Raw genomic sequence first — 15,802 nt, forward strand, 5'->3', positions numbered from 1 at the left:
ACCAATGACCGTCGCGGCTTTATCATTGTTTTTTGAAATGTGCACCCGTTTCGGCCATGAATGTCGGGATTCAAGCAAGCATGATTCGAGATTGCAGGGGAGCGGCAGGTGGGCGAGGTCAAAACGGCAATCGGGCTGATGAGCGGCACATCGATGGACGGCATCGATATTGCCCTTTTGCGCACGGATGGCGAAAGCGTGGTTCGGCATGGGCCGAGTGGGTATTTCCCCTATGATCCGGGCCTGCGCGCCATCTGGCAGAAGGCATTGGTCACCGCCAAAGCCATTCGTGAACGACGCGAACGTCCCGGCGATCTGGGTGAGGCCGAGCGCAAGCTGACGCTTGCCCATGCGGCGGCGGTGAAATCCTTCCTCCATCGTCACCGGCTCCAGCCCGGCGATATCGATGTGATCGGCTTTCACGGTCAGACGGTGCTGCACCGCCCGGACGAGGCGCTGACCGTGCAGATCGGCGACGGCGCGCTTCTGGCATCCGAAACCGGCATCGATGTGGTTTACGACATGCGGGCAAACGACATGGTCCATGGCGGGCAGGGCGCGCCGCTGATCCCGGCCTATCACATGGCGCTTTCCGCTAATCTGCCCGATGGGTTCGAAACGCCGGCCGTCTTCGTCAATATCGGCGGCATCTCCAATCTCACCTATATCGGTGAGGCGGGGCGGCTTGCCGCTTTCGACAGCGGCCCCGGCAATATGCTGATCGACCAGTGGATCGAGGCGCATACGGGCAAGGCCTTCGACAAGGGCGGCAAGACGGCGGCGGGTGGCAGCGTCGTCGCGTCGCTGGTGGTGCGTTATATGGAGAGCCCGTTTTTTTCAGCCAATATCCGTCGGTCGCTGGACCGCAGCGATTTCGTGCCGCCGAAAAAGGGGGAGGTCTCACTGGCGGATGGGGCGCGGACGCTGGCGCATCTGACGGGGGCTGCCATTCTGAAGTCGGCAAGTTATCTGCCGGAGGCGGCGAGGACCTACGTGGTCTGTGGTGGTGGGCGGTTGAACCCGGTGATCATGGAGGAGTTTGGTAACCTTGCCGCCAAGGTCGGCGCACGTGTGATTGCGGCGGAAGAGGCGGGGTTCGATGGCGGCGCGATGGAGGCGGAGGCCTGGGCCTATCTGGCGGTTCGGTCGGTCAAGGGTTTGCCGCTGACCTATCCCGGTACGACAGGGGTGAAGGAGCCGGTGACGGGTGGGGTATTGGTGCGGGGGTAGTTGAGAACGGCGGGCTTGGCTTACCCCCCTCTGCCCTGCCGGGCATCTCCCCCTCAAGGGGGGAGATCGAATCGTGGCGACCTTCTGGTCATTTTCGACGTAGAAACTTGGGCGAGGAGCAGGCGTCTAGCTGATCTCCCCCCCTTGAGGGGGAGATGCCCGGCAGGGCAGAGGGGGGTAAGCCACACCCACCATCGATCATTGTCTTTAGATCAAAACCTACCCTGCCAATGCTCGGCCAATCACCGAATGCGCTTGGCCGCCGGTTCCGGCACCAGTTCGCCATTGAGGCGGCGGTCGAGATAGTCCTCGCATTCGCCCATCAGGTCGTCCACCTTGCCGTTGAAGAAGTGGTTGGCGCCGGGAACGGTGCGGTGGGTGATGAGGATGCCCTTCTGGGTCTTCAGCTTCTCCACCAGACCGTTCACATCCTTCTCAGGCGCGACCTTGTCGCTATCGCCGTTGATGATGAGGCCCGACGACGGGCATGGGGCGAGGAAGGAGAAGTCGTAGGTGTTGGGCTGCGGCGCAATCGACATGAAACCTTCGATTTCCGGGCGGCGCATCAGGAGCTGCATGCCGATCCAGGCGCCGAAGGAGTAACCCGCGACCCAGCAGCTTTTCGAATCGGGATGCAGGCTCTGCACCCAGTCGAGCGCGGAAGCGGCATCGGAAAGCTCGCCGGCGCCATGGTCGAATTCGCCCTGGCTGCGGCCGATGGAGCGGAAATTGAACCGGAGCGTCGTGAAGCCGCGCTTCTGGAAAAGATAGAAGAGCTGATAGACGATCTGGTTGTTCATCGTGCCGCCGAACTGCGGGTGCGGATGAAGGATGATCGCGATCGGCGCGCTCTTTTCCTTGGAGGGTTGATAACGGCCTTCGAGGCGACCCGCAGGGCCGTTAAAGATGACTTCGGGCATTGGTACTCCGGTCGTGTTTTTTCATTCTCCAACCGCATTCTTCCGATGAGAAGACTTGACGAACTGTGTCATCTTTTCTAGAACGCAGTTTAGAATAATTCGAAACTTTGCGTGTGCTAAAGCACTCGGGTGGTGTCATAAGGCAAGCGCAACTGTAATTTCAAGAAAAATGCGTTTTGGCGCATTGAAGATTGGATGAAGCCTCATCGTCATGACGGTTTTGACGCGGACATATATGGACTGGAACGCGACGGCGCCGCTTTTGCCCGCCGTGCGCGATGTTCTCGTCTCCGCGCTCGATCTTGCCGGCAATCCGTCTTCCGTGCACCGGGAAGGGCGTGCCGCCCGCGCCGCCGTTGAGGGCGCCCGCCGCGAGGTTGCGGCACTTGTTGGCGCTGAGGCTGCCCATGTCACCTTTACCAGCGGCGCGACGGAAGCCGCCAATCTGGTGCTGACACCGGATTTCAGGATGGGGCGCGCTCCAGTGCGCTATGGCCATCTTTATGTTTCAGCCATCGAGCATCCTGCCTTTCGCGAAGGCGGCCGGTTCGGCAAGGCTGACGTTACGGAAATTCCCGTTACGTCAGCGGGCGTCATCGATCTTGCGGCACTTCAGACGCTGCTGTCTTCGCACGACGCTTCCGCCGGCCTGCCGATGGTTGCCTTCATGCTGGTGAACAATGAGACCGGCATCCTCCAGCCGGTGGCGGAAGCCGCGCGGCTGGTGCATGCGGCGGGTGGATTGATGGTGGTTGATGCCGTTCAAGCGGCTGGCCGGGTTCCGCTCGATATCAATGCGCTCGATGCCGATTTCCTTGTTGTCTCGTCCCACAAGCTCGGTGGCCCCAAGGGGGCTGGCGCTCTCATCTCGCGCGGCGAGGTGATGATGCCGAAGCCGCTTATTCATGGCGGCGGGCAGGAAAAGGGGCATCGTTCCGGTACGGAAAATACCCTGTCGGTTATCGGTTTTGGCGCCGCTGCCGCTGTTGCTGCCAAGAATCTCGAGGTTGAAGCGGCGCGTCTTGCCGCTCTGCGGGCGCGGCTGGAAGACGGCATGCGGGTGAGCGCACCGGATGTGATCATCCACGGCGAGGACGTTGCCCGCGTCGGTAATACCACGTTTTTCACCCTGCCGGGCCTGAAGGCGGAAACGGGGCAGATCGCCTTCGATATAGAAGGTATTGCGCTGTCGGCCGGTTCGGCCTGCTCATCCGGCAAGGTGGGGGAAAGCCATGTGCTGACGGCTATGGGGCGCGATCCCAAGCTCGGCGCGCTCCGGATTTCCCTTGGCCACGCGACGGACGAGGCGGACATCGAACGGACGCTTGCGGCGTTTGCGAAAATTGCCGGGCGGCGCAGGCTTTCCGGTCAAGCCGCTTAAAATGCGGCAAAGAATTGCGGAATAGCAATTTTCCGCTTGCCGGGATGTGTGAAAAGCGCCATCCCGCACTTACATGGGTATAAGCTCCGCCCCGCTTAACGGCGCGGTGACATTGCCCGAAGATGGATAAGGCGGCTTTCCGCCTTGATACGTTGACAAGCCACCGGACCTTGGCTCCGGCGAGATTGGAGAACGACATGGCAGCGGTTCAGGAAACGATCGATCAGGTCCGCCAGATCGATGTGGACCAGTATAAATACGGCTTCGAAACCAATATCGAAGTCGACAAGGCCCCGAAGGGTCTTTCGGAAGAGGTGATCCGTTTCATCTCGGCCAAGAAGCAGGAGCCGGAATGGATGCTGGAATGGCGTCTTGAGGCTTACAAGCGCTGGCTGACGATGGAAGAGCCGACCTGGGCGCGCGTCAGCTACCCCAAGATCGACTTCAACGATCTCTATTATTACGCCGCGCCGAAAAGCACGCCCGGCCCGAAGTCGCTCGATGAAGTCGACCCGGAGCTGCTGAAGGTCTATGAAAAGCTCGGCATTCCGCTGAAAGAACAGGAAATCCTCGCTGGCGTCGAAAAGCGTCAGGTTGCGGTGGATGCCGTGTTCGACAGTGTCTCCGTCGTCACCACCTTCAAGGCGGAACTGGCGAAGGCCGGCGTGATCTTCATGTCGATCTCGGAAGCCGTGCGCGAGCATCCGGAGCTGGTGAAGAAATATCTCGGCTCGGTCGTGCCGACGACGGACAATTTCTACGCGACGCTGAACTCGGCCGTCTTCACTGACGGTTCCTTCGTGTTTGTGCCGAAGGGCGTGCGGTGCCCGATGGAGCTTTCCACCTATTTCCGCATCAACGAAAAGAACACCGGCCAGTTCGAGCGCACGCTGATCATCGCCGAAGAGGGTGCCTACGTCTCCTATCTGGAAGGCTGCACCGCGCCGCAGCGCGACGAGAACCAGCTTCACGCCGCCGTGGTTGAACTCGTGGCTCTCGACGATGCCGAAATCAAATATTCCACCGTCCAGAACTGGTATCCGGGCGACAAGGAAGGCAAGGGCGGCATCTACAACTTCGTGACCAAGCGTGGCGATTGCCGCGGCAACCGTTCGAAGATTTCGTGGACGCAGGTGGAAACCGGCTCGGCCATCACCTGGAAATACCCGTCCTGCATTCTGCGCGGCGATGACAGCCGTGGCGAATTCTATTCGATCGCGGTCTCCAATGGCCATCAGCAGATCGATAGCGGCACCAAGATGATCCATCTCGGCAAGAACACGTCGAGCCGCATCATCGCCAAGGGTATCGCCGCCGGCTTTTCGGAAAACGTCTATCGCGGCCAGGTGTCGGCCCACCGCAAGGCGACCAACACGCGTAACTTCACGCAGTGCGACAGCTTGCTGATCGGCGACAAGTGCGGCGCGCATACCGTGCCCTATATCGAGGCGAAGAACTCCTCCGCTCACTTCGAGCATGAGGCGACGACGTCGAAGATTTCCGAAGACCAGCTGTTCTATTGCCTGCAGCGGGGCATCCCGGAAGAAGCGGCCATCGCGCTCATCGTCAACGGTTTCGTGAAGGAAGTCATTCAGGAGCTGCCGATGGAATTTGCCGTGGAAGCGCAGAAGCTGATCGGCATTTCGCTGGAAGGGTCCGTGGGTTAACTCTTGCTCGACGTCATCCTCGGGCTTGTCCCGAGGATCTACGGCCCTTGGCCTGAGCAGAGACAACCCACTTCCTGGATCCTCGGGTCAAGCCCGAGGATGACGGATGAGAGATTTGAGACAAGCCCTGACGGGGCGCACGAGGCGGTCCTTGAAACCGCACCATGAACAGGAACAAAACCATGCTTGAAATCATCGACCTGCACGCAAAGATCGCCGACACCGAAACCGAGATCATCAAGGGTCTCAACCTGAAGGTTGCCGCTGGTGAAGTCGCCGCCATCATGGGCCCGAACGGTTCCGGCAAGTCGACGCTGTCCTACATCCTGTCGGGCCGCGAAGATTATGAAGTCACCTCCGGTGACATTCTCTATAACGGCGAAAGCATTCTGGAGCTGGACGCGGCCGAGCGGGCTGCCAAGGGCATTTTCCTTGCCTTCCAGTACCCGGTCGAAATTCCCGGCGTCGCCACCATGCAGTTCCTGAAGGTTGCGATGAATGAGCAGCGCAAGGCGCGCGGCGAGTCGGAGCTGACGACGCCGGACTTCATCCGCCGCGTCAAGGAAGCGGCCGGCGATCTGAAGATCGACATGGAGATGCTGAAGCGTCCGCTGAACGTCGGCTTCTCCGGCGGTGAGAAGAAGCGCGCCGAAATCCTGCAGATGGCGCTCTTGGAGCCGAAGCTCTGCGTTCTCGACGAAACCGATAGCGGCCTCGACATCGACGCCCTGAAGATCGTGGCTGACGGCGTCAACGCGCTGAAGTCGCCGGATCGCGCGACCGTCGTCATCACGCACTATCAGCGTCTGCTCGATTATATCGTGCCTGACAGCGTGCACGTTCTCTACAAGGGCAAGATCATCCGCTCGGGTGACAAGGCTCTTGCGCTGGAGCTGGAAAACAATGGTTACGCCGACATCATCGGTGAAGCGGCCTAAGCCAGAGGCCAGGAGGTGATGTCCATGAACATTCAAGCTACCAACCGGCTGACGCCAGCGGAAACCGCGCTGGTCGACGCTTACACCGCCAAGTTCAGCGAATTGCCGGGCGACGGCGCTGTTGTTGCTGCCCGTGACGTGCTGTTCGACGATCTGAAGACCGGCGGTCTTCCGACCCGCCGCATCGAGGCGTGGCACTATACCGATCTGAAAAGCCTGCTGCGCGCCGTTCCGGAAGACCGGCCCGCGCCCGTTATCGAGAAGCAGGCGCCGACGGTTGCCGGCTCGCTGGTTGCCTATGTGCAGCATGGCGCGGCCGATATCGGCAAGATCGAAGACGTCCGTGTTTCGCGCTTTGCAGAAAGCCTGCTCGACGGTTCCGCTGCCGCCGGCCTCGCTGAAGCCAGCAAGGATGACGCGATTGGCCGCATCAATGGCAGCTTCGTGCGCGATGGCCTGGTGCTCGAGATCCCGGCCGATGCCGAGATCGAGAAGCCGATCGAATTGCAGGCGATCCATGGCGCAGGCCAGGTTCACAGCCGCTTCCCGGTCCGTTTCGGCAAGGGTTCCAAGGCAACCGTCATCGAGCGTCACCTTTCGGTGACTTCGGATGCGGCCTTTGTTTCCTCCGTCAGCGACATCGTCGTCGAAGACGGCGCGGAAGTGACCTGGATCATCTTGCAGCAACAGGGTGCAGCCGATATTCATCTTGGCCAGCTGCGCATGAAAATTGGAGCGGATGCCAAGATTCGCCTGTTCATTGTCAATGCCGGCGGCAAGCTGGTGCGGCAGGAACTGCGCATCGACGTGGAAGGCGAGGGCACGGACCTCATCGTTCGCGGTGTCAACCTGCTGGGTGGCGAAACCCATACCGACGTGACGATGGTTCTTGGCCACAACGTGCCGAACACGACCTCGACGGAAGTGTTCCGCAACGTGGTGTTCGACCGTGCCAAGGGCATTTTCCAGGGCATGATCCGGGTGGCGCCCGATGCCCAGAAGACCGACGCGAAGATGGCCTGCAATACGCTGCTGATGTCTGACGATGGCGAGTTCTCGGCAAAGCCGGAACTGGAAATCTTCGCCGATGACGTTCAGTGCGGCCATGGTGCGACGGTTGCCGATATCAGCGACAACCATCTCTACTACCTGATGGCGCGCGGTGTGCCGCGGGCAAAGGCGCGGGCGATGCTCGTCAACGCCTTCGTCGCCGAGATCGTCGAGGAACTGGAAGAAGAAAATCTGGTAGAGGCGCTGGAGACGATTATCTCCGGCTGGCTGGAACATCATGCCTGAGAGCGAACGCGCCGCAGTGGCGGCCCCCTATGACATCGAAGCCGTGCGCCGGGATTTCCCGATCCTGTCGCGCGAAGTCTATGGCAAGCCGCTGGTCTATCTCGACAACGGCGCGTCCGCTCAAAAACCGCAGGTGGTGATCGACGCCGTTTCGCATGCCTATGCCAATGAGTATGCGAATGTGCATCGCGGCCTGCATTTCCTCTCCAATGCCGCAACCGACGCCTATGAGGCGGCGCGCGAAAAGGTGCGCCGGTTCCTCAATGCCGGTTCGGTGGATGAGATTGTCTTCACCAAATCCTCGACAGAAGCGATCAATACGGTCGCTTACGGTTATGGCATGCCGAAGATCGGCGAGGGCGACGAGATCGTCATCTCGATCATGGAGCACCACTCCAATATCGTGCCGTGGCATTTCATCCGCGAACGGCAGGGCGCCAAGCTCGTATGGGTGCCTGTGGATGATGACGGCGCGTTTCATATCGAGGCTTTCGAAAAGAGCCTGACGGAGCGCACCAAGCTCGTTGCCATCACCCATATGTCGAATGCGCTCGGCACCATCGTGCCGGTCAAGGAAATTTGCCGCATTGCGCATGAGCGCGGCATTCCGGTGTTGGTCGACGGTTCGCAGGGTGCGGTTCACATGCCGGTCGATGTGCGCGATATCGATTGCGACTGGTATGTGATGACCGGCCACAAGCTTTACGGTCCCTCGGGCATCGGCGTGCTTTATGGCAAGGCCGACCGGCTGCGCGAGATGCGGCCGTTCCAGGGCGGCGGGGAGATGATCCTCGACGTTACCGAAGACAATGTCACCTATAACGAGCCGCCGCACCGTTTCGAAGCCGGCACGCCACCCATCGTGCAGGCGATCGGTCTCGGTTACGCGCTTGATTACATGGACAATCTCGGCCGCGCCGCGATTGCAGCACACGAGGCTGATCTTGCCGCTTACGCCGCCGAGCGTCTGCGCGAGATCAATTCGCTGCGCATCATCGGGAATGCGCCTGACAAGGGCGGCATCTTCTCCTTCGAGCTTGAGGGCATTCATGCCCATGATGTCTCGATGGTGATCGACCGGCGCGGCGTTGCCGTGCGTGCGGGCACCCATTGCGCCATGCCGCTCTTGAAACGCTTCGGCGTCACCTCCACATGCCGGGCATCGTTCGGCCTTTACAATACCCGCGCCGAAGTAGACTCTCTTGTTGAGGCGCTGGAATATGCGCGCAAATTTTTCGCCTGATATCGGGATTTGAGAGATCAGGATTGAGGTTTAAGACCATGACTGCCGAAGCCACTGCAAAGACCCAGGATGCGACCGAAGCTCAGGAAAAGGTTTCGACCATTCCGCCGGATGAGCTGGCACGCCTCAGCGACGACGTGATTGCGGCGCTGAAGACCGTCTACGACCCGGAAATTCCGGCCGATATCTTCGAACTCGGTCTCGTCTACAAGATCGACATCGAGGACGACCGGATGGTCAAGATCGTCATGACGCTGACGGCCCCCGGTTGCCCGGTGGCCGGTGAAATGCCGGGCTGGGTGGAAAATGCCGTCGGTGCCGTCGAGGGTGTTTCCGGTGTCGTGGTCGAAATGACCTTCGACCCGCCATGGACGCCGGACCGCATGTCGGAAGAAGCACAGGTCGCTGTCGGCTGGTACTGACGTGATTTTGACGGGTGTCATCCCTTGATGACACTCTCAGGCGCACTTAAATTGAAATCCATAAGCATCGAGCCTTGAACTCGATTGTCGAAGGAGAAATGAGCCCATGGGCTTTGCGATCATGACCATGACCGGAGCTGCCGCCTCGCGCGTTAAAGCAATCGTCGAAAATTCCGGACCGGATGCCAGGGGCGTGCGCGTCGGCATCAAGAAGGGCGGCTGCGCGGGCATGGAATATACCATCGACCTCGTGACCGAGCCGGACGCGAAGGACGATCTGGTGGAATTCGAAGGCGCGAAGGTCTGGGTTCAGCCTTCCGCCGTGCTTTATCTGCTCGGTACGCAGATGGATTTCGAAGTGACCAAGATGCGCTCCGGTTTCACTTTCAATAATCCGAACCAGACATCCGCCTGCGGCTGCGGTGAATCGGTTGAGCTGAAGCCCGCCGATCTGGCGGCGCTGGCAAAGCAGCGTGAGGCAGAGGCCAACGTTTGATTGGCCGCACTGCATTTCCGATCAGCAGGATGACTGCTGTTTCAGCGTATCGATAAAATCCGCCAGCGGATGAATCGATGGCGTCGTCATCAACAGCGGCTCGAGAGCGGCCGCGATCATTGCGCAATCCTCCTTGGCAAGCGGCCGAAGGCTCGAAGTGATCTTGTTGTAGTCGGGCGTCCCGCATGACGCGAGGGAGCGATTGATCACAAACAGCTCCGTCTGTCCGTCAATCCGTTCGACGAAGAGGGCGAGCGAACCGCCGTCTGCGGCAGCGGCGCTATCCGATACCGATTTGAACATCCAAACTCCATCCGGTAAACTTGAGGGCGAGCCTATCCGATTGACGCCCTGACGCAAGGTCAGCGCGGATATCGGATATTCTGCGAGGTTTGGCGGTAGGTGCGGAACCGCCCGCCGCCCATGCTGGAAGGCGTTCGGATCGCCGGCGGGATTGATCGTGGGGAGTGAACCGGAATGGACATCAGTAGCGCCTCGATTGATATCTGGACGATAGGGCTGATCGTCGCCAGCGTCGTGGCTGGCCTGACGCTGATTGCCGGTATTGTTTGCCTTGCGTTTTACCGGGAGGAGATAAAGGGATCTGCGGTATCCAAGGGTGATGCGTTGAACAGCCCCCCGCTCGAACGGACCGAGGGTGGAGACTGGCCGACAGCGCATGGTGACGGGAGTGGGGGAGCGCATCATTGAACAGGCAGACGATTTGATGAGGTCGCAACCCGATAATATTGCGAATGCGAAAGCCGCGGTGCGAGAGGCATTCGCGAGTGTTACGCTGGGTGGCGGCGTCGGCCTCTCCGAGGCGCAGGCGCTTGATGATTATGCGAACAATGAGGTTCGCGCCGCATGTCGTGCTGGCGATGAGAAGAATGATTGGGCCGCGATCCCGCTGAAGGACATCAACAGACACTCCGGCAGCCCCGCCTTCCTTGATGCTGAAGGAATGCGATTTCATTTGCCCGCCTATATGATCGCCGATCTCGATGGCGACTACAGGCACGAATTCGCACCCTATTTGCGCGGATGCCAGGAGAGGTTTTCCTTACTGACCCCGTTGCAACGGAATGCCGTGGAAATATATCTCCGCGCCATCAGCGAGAAGGAAAACCTGCCGTCCTGTCAGGACGACATAGAGCGCGCGCTCGAAGAGTGGATGGATAGTGCACGCTCGCCGGTGAGCGACTAAAGCGGATCGGGTCAATTGCAGGAAAGAGACAAAGCAGGTTGCGGTTTGAACGCCGGCTTTCATTCATGCCGCAAGGCTTCTATCGGGCTCAGGCTCGCCGCCCGTCGTGCCGGGAAGTAGCCGAAAATCACCCCGATGGCCGCCGAAAAGGCGAAGGCGAGGAAGATGATCGACGGGCTGGTGACGAAGGGCACGTTGAGATAACCCACGACGGCATAAGCAAGGCCGAGGCCGGTGAGGATGCCGACAAGGCCGCCGAAGGCCGACAGCATGACGGCTTCCACCAGAAACTGCGTCAGCACCTGTTTTTCCAGTGCGCCGATGGCAAGGCGAATGCCGATCTCGCGCGTGCGCTCCGTCACAGACACCAGCATGATGTTCATGATGCCGATGCCGCCGACCAGAAGGCTGACGGCCGCGACTGCACCGAGAAGTCCGGTCAGTAGCGTCGTCGTGCCGGTCATGGCTGAGGCGATCTGCGTCATGTCGTTGACGGTGAAATCATCCTCGCGGCCGATGCCGATGCGGCGGCGCTCGCGCAGCAGGTTTTGCAGGTCGCTCTGCACCTTGGCAGTCGATACGCCGTCCTGCGCAGAGACCATGATCGAGGAAATGGTGGTGGTGCCGCCGATGCGCCGCTGGTGGATTTTCAGCGGCATGATGATCGTGTCGTCCTGATCGTCGCCGAGGCCGGACTGGCCTTTCCTGCCCAGCACACCGATGACGGGGCAGGAGATGTTGCTGACGCGGATCGTCTGCCCCACCGGGTTTTCCGCACCGAACAGTTCCTGCCGCACCGTTTCGCCGACGATGCAGCCGATCTGGCCGCCGCGATCTTCGGCGGGCTGGAAATCGCGGCCGAGCGCGATGGTCCAGTCCTGCGCGATCAGATAGTCGTTGGTGGTGCCGATGACGCTTGTCTGGTGGTTTTTGCCGCCGAAAATGACGGTTGCGGCAGAGCTGCGGTTCTGCGGTGCGACGGCGCGGATGCCGCTTATCTGGTTGCGGATGGCCTCGACATCGCGGTCATCGAAGCGCTTGGCTTCGGTGCTGGCCCTTCCGGGGCCGAACTGGCCGGGGCGAACGAACAGCATGTTGGTGCCGAGCCGCGAGAGTTCCGATTTCACCTGTTCGGTCGTGCCGTTGCCGATGGTGACCATGGCGATGACGGCGGCCACGCCGATGACGACACCGAGCACGGTGAGGAAGGAGCGCAGCAGGTTGCGACTGATGGCGCGCAGCGCAAGACGCGACGTTTCAAAGAACATCGGCGGTCTCCTTTTTGTCCGTCGCACTGTCGGAGGCGAGGTGGCCATCGACGAAACGCAGGAGGCGTCCGGCATGGGCGGCGATATCTTCTTCATGGGTGACCATGACCACCGTGATGCCCCTGTCGCGGTTGAGCGCGGTAATCAATTCCATGATTTCGATGCTGGTTTTCGTATCGAGATTTCCGGTCGGCTCGTCGGCCAGAAGCAAAGCGGGGCGGGTGACGATTGCGCGGGCAATGGCCACGCGCTGCTGCTGGCCGCCGGAAAGCTCCTGCGTGGTGTGGTCCTCGCGGCCTTTCAGGCCCACCTGCGCCAGCGCCTCCATGGCGCGCGCGCGCCGCTCCGAGGCCTTCATGCCGCGATAGATTAGCGGCAGCTCGACATTCTCCACCGCCGAGGTGCGCGAGAGAAGGTTGAAGCCCTGAAACACGAAACCCAGCATATGCCGGCGCAGCAGCGTCAGGTGCTCATTGTCGAAGCCGCTGGTCGGCACGCCCTGAAACAGATACTCGCCAGCTGTGGGCACATCCAGACAGCCGATGATGTTCATCGAAGTGGATTTGCCCGAGCCTGATGGACCCATGATGGCGACGAATTCCTTTTCACGAATGGAAAGGCTGACGCCATCGAGCGCACGGATCGTCGCTTCGCCGCGTCCATATTGCTTGACGACATCGCGAAATTCGATGAGCGGCGGCTGTTGCATGCGGTTCTCCTGCGTCAACCGGCGTTGCGGGCCGTTGCGTCGGTAATCACCTGGTCATCGACTTTGAGTTCGCCCGATTTCACCACGGTATGCTGACCGTCGGTGGAGCCGGTTTCGATGGCGACGGAGACCGGATTGTTGTTGCGCAGCACCCACACCGTTCGTTTACCGGTTACCGCCTTCGCGGCATCGCGGCCCTGCGATCGGCCCATGCGGGGAGGGCGGAACAGGCTCATCAACCCGCCGCCACGGGAGGCGGATTCGCGCGGCGGCGTGTATCGCAGTGCCGAATTCGGCACCAGCAGCGTGTCCTTGATTTCCTCGACGACGATATTGGCCGTCGCCGTCATGCCGGGGCGCAACAACAGTTCCGCATTGTCGACGGTCAATATGCCCTTGTAGGTCACCACGTTGGAAACGGTTTCAGAGGCGAAACGAACGGTTTCTATCTCGGCCGGAAAACTGCGGTCTGGATAGGCATCGACGTTGAAGGTGGCTTTCTGCCCGGTCTCGACCTTGCCGACATCGGCCTCATCAACCGAAACCTGCAATTCCATGTGGCGCAGATCGCCGGCGATGGTGAAGAGCACCGGCGCGTTCAGCGAGGAGGCAACGGTGGCGCCGGGGTCAACGCTGCGGGTGAGGATGACGCCATCGATGGGTGAGACGATCTTGGCCTTGCCGAGATTGACCTCGGCGAGCCGCAGATCCGCTTCCGCCGAAAGCACGGTTGCCTCATTCACTTCCAGCGTCGCAGCGGCGGCATCGTGGGTGAACTGTGCCGCATCCAGATCCTGCTGGCTGGACACACGGTTCTGCACCAGGGATCGCAGGCGCTCCATGGACGTCTTTGCCGAGCCGAGATCGGCGCGCGCCTTCAGCACATTGGCTTTGGCAGAGGCGAGTTTTGCGCGGGCGCTCTGGACGTCGGCCTCCAGCTTGTTGGTATCCAGCTCCGCTAGAACGTCTCCGGCCTTGACCGGGGTATTATAGGTGACGTTGACCTTGCGCACGGTGCCGGAGAGTTCGCTCGATATATCGACCTGATCCGTCGGCTGAACCGAGCCGGTGGAGGTGACGATGACCGAGAGATCGCCCTGACGCGCCGCTTCCGTGGTATAGCTATAGGCGACGCCTGCCGCACGTGACTGGTAATAATAACCAAGGCCCCCGCCAATCAGCACAAGGGCTGCTGCGGCATAGAGATACCGACGCGACTTTTTCTTGCGGCCGTTTCTGTTCGTTCCCAGAATCTCGCGCAGATCGGGCTGGCTGTTTTCGGTATCGCTGCCACTCGTATTGGCGTCATTCATTCTCGTCACCCGCAAAGTTCAAAATACCACAGAGGGTTGTCGCCGCTCTCCAGTTTGTCCGTCCATCTGTCGCCGTTGTATTCCTCTGATTGTGGGAAGTGACATAGCTTGCCCCAAGGGTGAAGTGAAAACTTGGTAATATTTATGATAGTTCTGGTCTGCTAGAGATAAATCCGGGAAGATCGATGCCATAAACGCGGCTGAGCTCTCAGCAGCGATAGTCAGGACGAAAATAGAATGAACGACAATGTGGTGAAGTTCCGCAAACCGGTGCCGCCGAAGAAGCCACGCGAACCAATGGGACCAAAAGCGAAGAAGGCCCTGACGATCGTGGCCGTGATCGCTTTCTTCGTGGCTGCGTGGGGTTATTTTTCGTTTGTAGGGCAGGGGTGACGCGATCCCGTGTGCGACGGAATCCGGACGTGATGTATGACGGCGATATTGGGAATTGACGCTGCCTGGACGGCGACCGAGCCGAGCGGCGTCGCGCTGGTTGTCAAGGATGGCTCATGCTGGCGGCTGCGCGCGGTTGCCCCCTCTTACGATCATTTTCTTGCACGACAATACGGGGCATCAGCCCGTAGTGACCGCCCTCGTGGTTCGATTGCACAGGCGACAGAACTTCTAGATGCCGCCGAAGCGCTTGGCGGATGCAAGGTCAACCTTGTCGCGGTTGATATGCCGCTTTCACATGCCCCGATAACGGCTCGACGCGTTTCGGACAACAGGGTTTCCTCGGCTTATGGTGCCCGCCATTGCGGCACGCACACCCCAAATGCTCTAAGGCCGGGGAAGATAAGCGACGATCTAAAAATCTCCTTCGAACACGCAGGATATCCACTCCTGACGACGGAGGTCTGCGAGCGCGGTCTGCTTGAGGTCTATCCCCACCCCGCATTGGTCGAGCTGACGCAATCGGAGAAGCGGCTCCCCTATAAACACTCGAAGATTGGCAGCTATTGGCGATCAGACACCATTCCCGTTCGGCGCACGAAACTGGTTGAAGTCTGGCGTTCGATTGTGGCGCATCTCGATGCCCGCATTGGCAATGTCGCCGATGCTCTCGCCATTCCTCCCATCGGCGTGCGAACATGGGAGATGAAGGCTTTCGAAGACATGATGGATGCAGTGGTTTGCGCCTGGATTGGCATCTGCGTTCTGGAGGGCGATGCCATCTCTTATGGCGACGAGACGTCCGCAATCTGGATTCCGGCAGTGCAGTGAAGGTTTGCGCCTCGGAGGGAAGATGGCGACCCCTGCAGGACTCGAACCTGCGACCTACTGCTTAGAAGGCAGTTGCTCTATCCAGTTGAGCTAAGGGGCCGTCATGCCGGGCAATCGATACTCCGGCAAGAACTTTGATCGTCGTGTTTCAGTGCGTCCAGGGCTGGGTGCGGTTGAAACGGAAGTTATCGGTGTAGGAAACCACCTTGCGGGTCGCTTCCTTCGGCTGGATGACGCGGTATTCGATGCCCTTGCGCTGGGCATAGGCTTCGGCCTGTTCCTGCGTCTCGAATGTCAGCTTGAGCTGCTGCTTCATGTCGGAACTGGAGGTGTAGCCCATGATCGGATCGATCTTGCGCGGAACCTCGGCGTCGAATTCCAGAACCCAGACATTGGTCTTCGCCTTGCCGGATTGCATGGCGGTTTTTGCAGGGCGGTAAATCTTCGCAGACATGTCGAAACTGCTCCGGTTGGACAGCGGGGCGAAA

18 protein-coding genes and 1 tRNA gene are annotated in these 15,802 nt (G+C 60.0%); 12 read left to right on the forward strand and 7 right to left on the reverse strand.

From position 1 onward, the window contains the following. Nucleotides 1-108 precede the first annotated feature (108 nt). Nucleotides 109-1,230, forward strand: a complete 1,122-nt coding sequence (locus tag BTE54_RS13635) for an anhydro-N-acetylmuramic acid kinase (RefSeq protein ID WP_078052789.1) — start codon at nucleotides 109-111, stop codon at nucleotides 1,228-1,230. A 242-nt stretch (nucleotides 1,231-1,472) separates the two neighbouring features. On the opposite strand, the gene BTE54_RS13645 is transcribed toward BTE54_RS13635, so the two are convergent. After that, complete coding sequence (locus BTE54_RS13645) at nucleotides 1,473-2,150, reverse strand: alpha/beta hydrolase (RefSeq protein ID WP_035263309.1); 678 nt, start codon at nucleotides 2,148-2,150, stop codon at nucleotides 1,473-1,475. A gap of 211 nt (nucleotides 2,151-2,361) precedes the next feature. On the opposite strand from BTE54_RS13645, the gene BTE54_RS13650 reads away from it, so the two are divergent. The 7 genes from BTE54_RS13650 to sufA all read left to right on the forward strand — a co-directional run bounded on the left by BTE54_RS13650 (nucleotide 2,362) and on the right by sufA (nucleotide 9,593). Next, the gene (locus BTE54_RS13650; RefSeq protein WP_078052791.1) at nucleotides 2,362-3,531 is read left to right on the forward strand and encodes a cysteine desulfurase family protein; all 1,170 of its coding nucleotides are present in this window, start codon (nucleotides 2,362-2,364) and stop codon (nucleotides 3,529-3,531) included. A 197-nt stretch (nucleotides 3,532-3,728) separates the two neighbouring features. Beyond that, nucleotides 3,729-5,198 carry a Fe-S cluster assembly protein SufB gene (sufB, locus tag BTE54_RS13655; protein ID WP_006698793.1) on the forward strand — a complete coding sequence of 490 codons (1,470 nt, stop codon included), beginning with the start codon at nucleotides 3,729-3,731 and terminating at the stop codon, nucleotides 5,196-5,198. 182 nt (nucleotides 5,199-5,380) lie between these two features. After that, complete coding sequence (sufC, locus tag BTE54_RS13660; protein WP_003522658.1) at nucleotides 5,381-6,136, forward strand: Fe-S cluster assembly ATPase SufC; 756 nt, start codon at nucleotides 5,381-5,383, stop codon at nucleotides 6,134-6,136. A gap of 24 nt (nucleotides 6,137-6,160) precedes the next feature. Further along, nucleotides 6,161-7,432, forward strand: a complete 1,272-nt coding sequence (gene sufD / locus BTE54_RS13665; protein WP_078052819.1) for a Fe-S cluster assembly protein SufD — start codon at nucleotides 6,161-6,163, stop codon at nucleotides 7,430-7,432. Then, nucleotides 7,425-8,675, forward strand: coding sequence for a cysteine desulfurase (locus BTE54_RS13670; RefSeq protein ID WP_078052792.1), 1,251 nt, complete (start codon nucleotides 7,425-7,427; stop codon nucleotides 8,673-8,675). Before sufD ends, BTE54_RS13670 begins: the two co-directional genes overlap by 8 nt. A gap of 38 nt (nucleotides 8,676-8,713) precedes the next feature. Beyond that, on the forward strand, nucleotides 8,714-9,097 hold the full coding sequence (locus BTE54_RS13675; protein WP_003522655.1) for an SUF system Fe-S cluster assembly protein: 384 nt from the start codon (nucleotides 8,714-8,716) through the stop codon (nucleotides 9,095-9,097). A 106-nt stretch (nucleotides 9,098-9,203) separates the two neighbouring features. After that, nucleotides 9,204-9,593, forward strand: a complete 390-nt coding sequence (gene sufA, locus BTE54_RS13680; protein ID WP_003495415.1) for a Fe-S cluster assembly scaffold SufA — start codon at nucleotides 9,204-9,206, stop codon at nucleotides 9,591-9,593. 21 nt (nucleotides 9,594-9,614) lie between these two features. On the opposite strand, the gene BTE54_RS13685 is transcribed toward sufA, so the two are convergent. Then, nucleotides 9,615-9,896 (reverse strand): hypothetical protein, encoded by a 282-nt coding sequence (locus BTE54_RS13685; protein ID WP_078052793.1) that lies wholly within the window; start codon nucleotides 9,894-9,896, stop codon nucleotides 9,615-9,617. Between the two features lie 174 nt (nucleotides 9,897-10,070). On the opposite strand from BTE54_RS13685, the gene BTE54_RS13690 reads away from it, so the two are divergent. Further along, nucleotides 10,071-10,304, forward strand: coding sequence for a hypothetical protein (locus tag BTE54_RS13690; protein WP_065655184.1), 234 nt, complete (start codon nucleotides 10,071-10,073; stop codon nucleotides 10,302-10,304). Beyond that, complete coding sequence (locus BTE54_RS13695; protein ID WP_078052794.1) at nucleotides 10,273-10,800, forward strand: DUF6714 family protein; 528 nt, start codon at nucleotides 10,273-10,275, stop codon at nucleotides 10,798-10,800. The genes BTE54_RS13690 and BTE54_RS13695 overlap by 32 nt, the downstream gene beginning before the upstream one ends. Before the next feature lie 59 nt (nucleotides 10,801-10,859). Here the strand turns inward: BTE54_RS13695 and BTE54_RS13700 are convergent, their stop codons facing one another. The 3 genes from BTE54_RS13700 to BTE54_RS13710 are packed head-to-tail and all read right to left on the reverse strand — an operon-like array spanning nucleotide 10,860 to nucleotide 14,090. Continuing rightward, complete coding sequence (locus BTE54_RS13700; protein WP_078052795.1) at nucleotides 10,860-12,068, reverse strand: ABC transporter permease; 1,209 nt, start codon at nucleotides 12,066-12,068, stop codon at nucleotides 10,860-10,862. Beyond that, nucleotides 12,058-12,777 carry an ABC transporter ATP-binding protein gene (locus tag BTE54_RS13705; RefSeq protein WP_078052796.1) on the reverse strand — a complete coding sequence of 240 codons (720 nt, stop codon included), beginning with the start codon at nucleotides 12,775-12,777 and terminating at the stop codon, nucleotides 12,058-12,060. The genes BTE54_RS13700 and BTE54_RS13705 overlap by 11 nt, the downstream gene beginning before the upstream one ends. 14 nt (nucleotides 12,778-12,791) lie before the next feature. Continuing rightward, complete coding sequence (locus tag BTE54_RS13710) at nucleotides 12,792-14,090, reverse strand: efflux RND transporter periplasmic adaptor subunit (protein ID WP_078052797.1); 1,299 nt, start codon at nucleotides 14,088-14,090, stop codon at nucleotides 12,792-12,794. A 237-nt stretch (nucleotides 14,091-14,327) separates the two neighbouring features. Between BTE54_RS13710 and BTE54_RS13715 the strand changes: the two genes are divergently transcribed. Continuing rightward, a complete protein-coding gene (locus BTE54_RS13715) occupies nucleotides 14,328-14,483 on the forward strand; it encodes a hypothetical protein (protein ID WP_078052798.1) in 156 nt (51 codons plus the stop codon). Between the two features lie 36 nt (nucleotides 14,484-14,519). Continuing rightward, nucleotides 14,520-15,314: a DUF429 domain-containing protein gene (locus tag BTE54_RS13720; protein ID WP_237680922.1), complete on the forward strand. Its 795-nt coding sequence runs from the start codon at nucleotides 14,520-14,522 to the stop codon at nucleotides 15,312-15,314. A gap of 23 nt (nucleotides 15,315-15,337) precedes the next feature. On the opposite strand, the gene BTE54_RS13725 is transcribed toward BTE54_RS13720, so the two are convergent. Then, nucleotides 15,338-15,414, reverse strand: a tRNA-Arg gene (locus BTE54_RS13725). Between the two features lie 48 nt (nucleotides 15,415-15,462). After that, complete coding sequence (locus tag BTE54_RS13730; RefSeq protein WP_003507982.1) at nucleotides 15,463-15,768, reverse strand: ETC complex I subunit; 306 nt, start codon at nucleotides 15,766-15,768, stop codon at nucleotides 15,463-15,465. Nucleotides 15,769-15,802: the final 34 nt, after the last annotated feature.

Origin of the sequence: Agrobacterium sp. YIC 4121 (assembly GCF_002008205.1) — a bacterium.
GTDB lineage: Bacteria > Pseudomonadota > Alphaproteobacteria > Rhizobiales > Rhizobiaceae > Agrobacterium > Agrobacterium leguminum.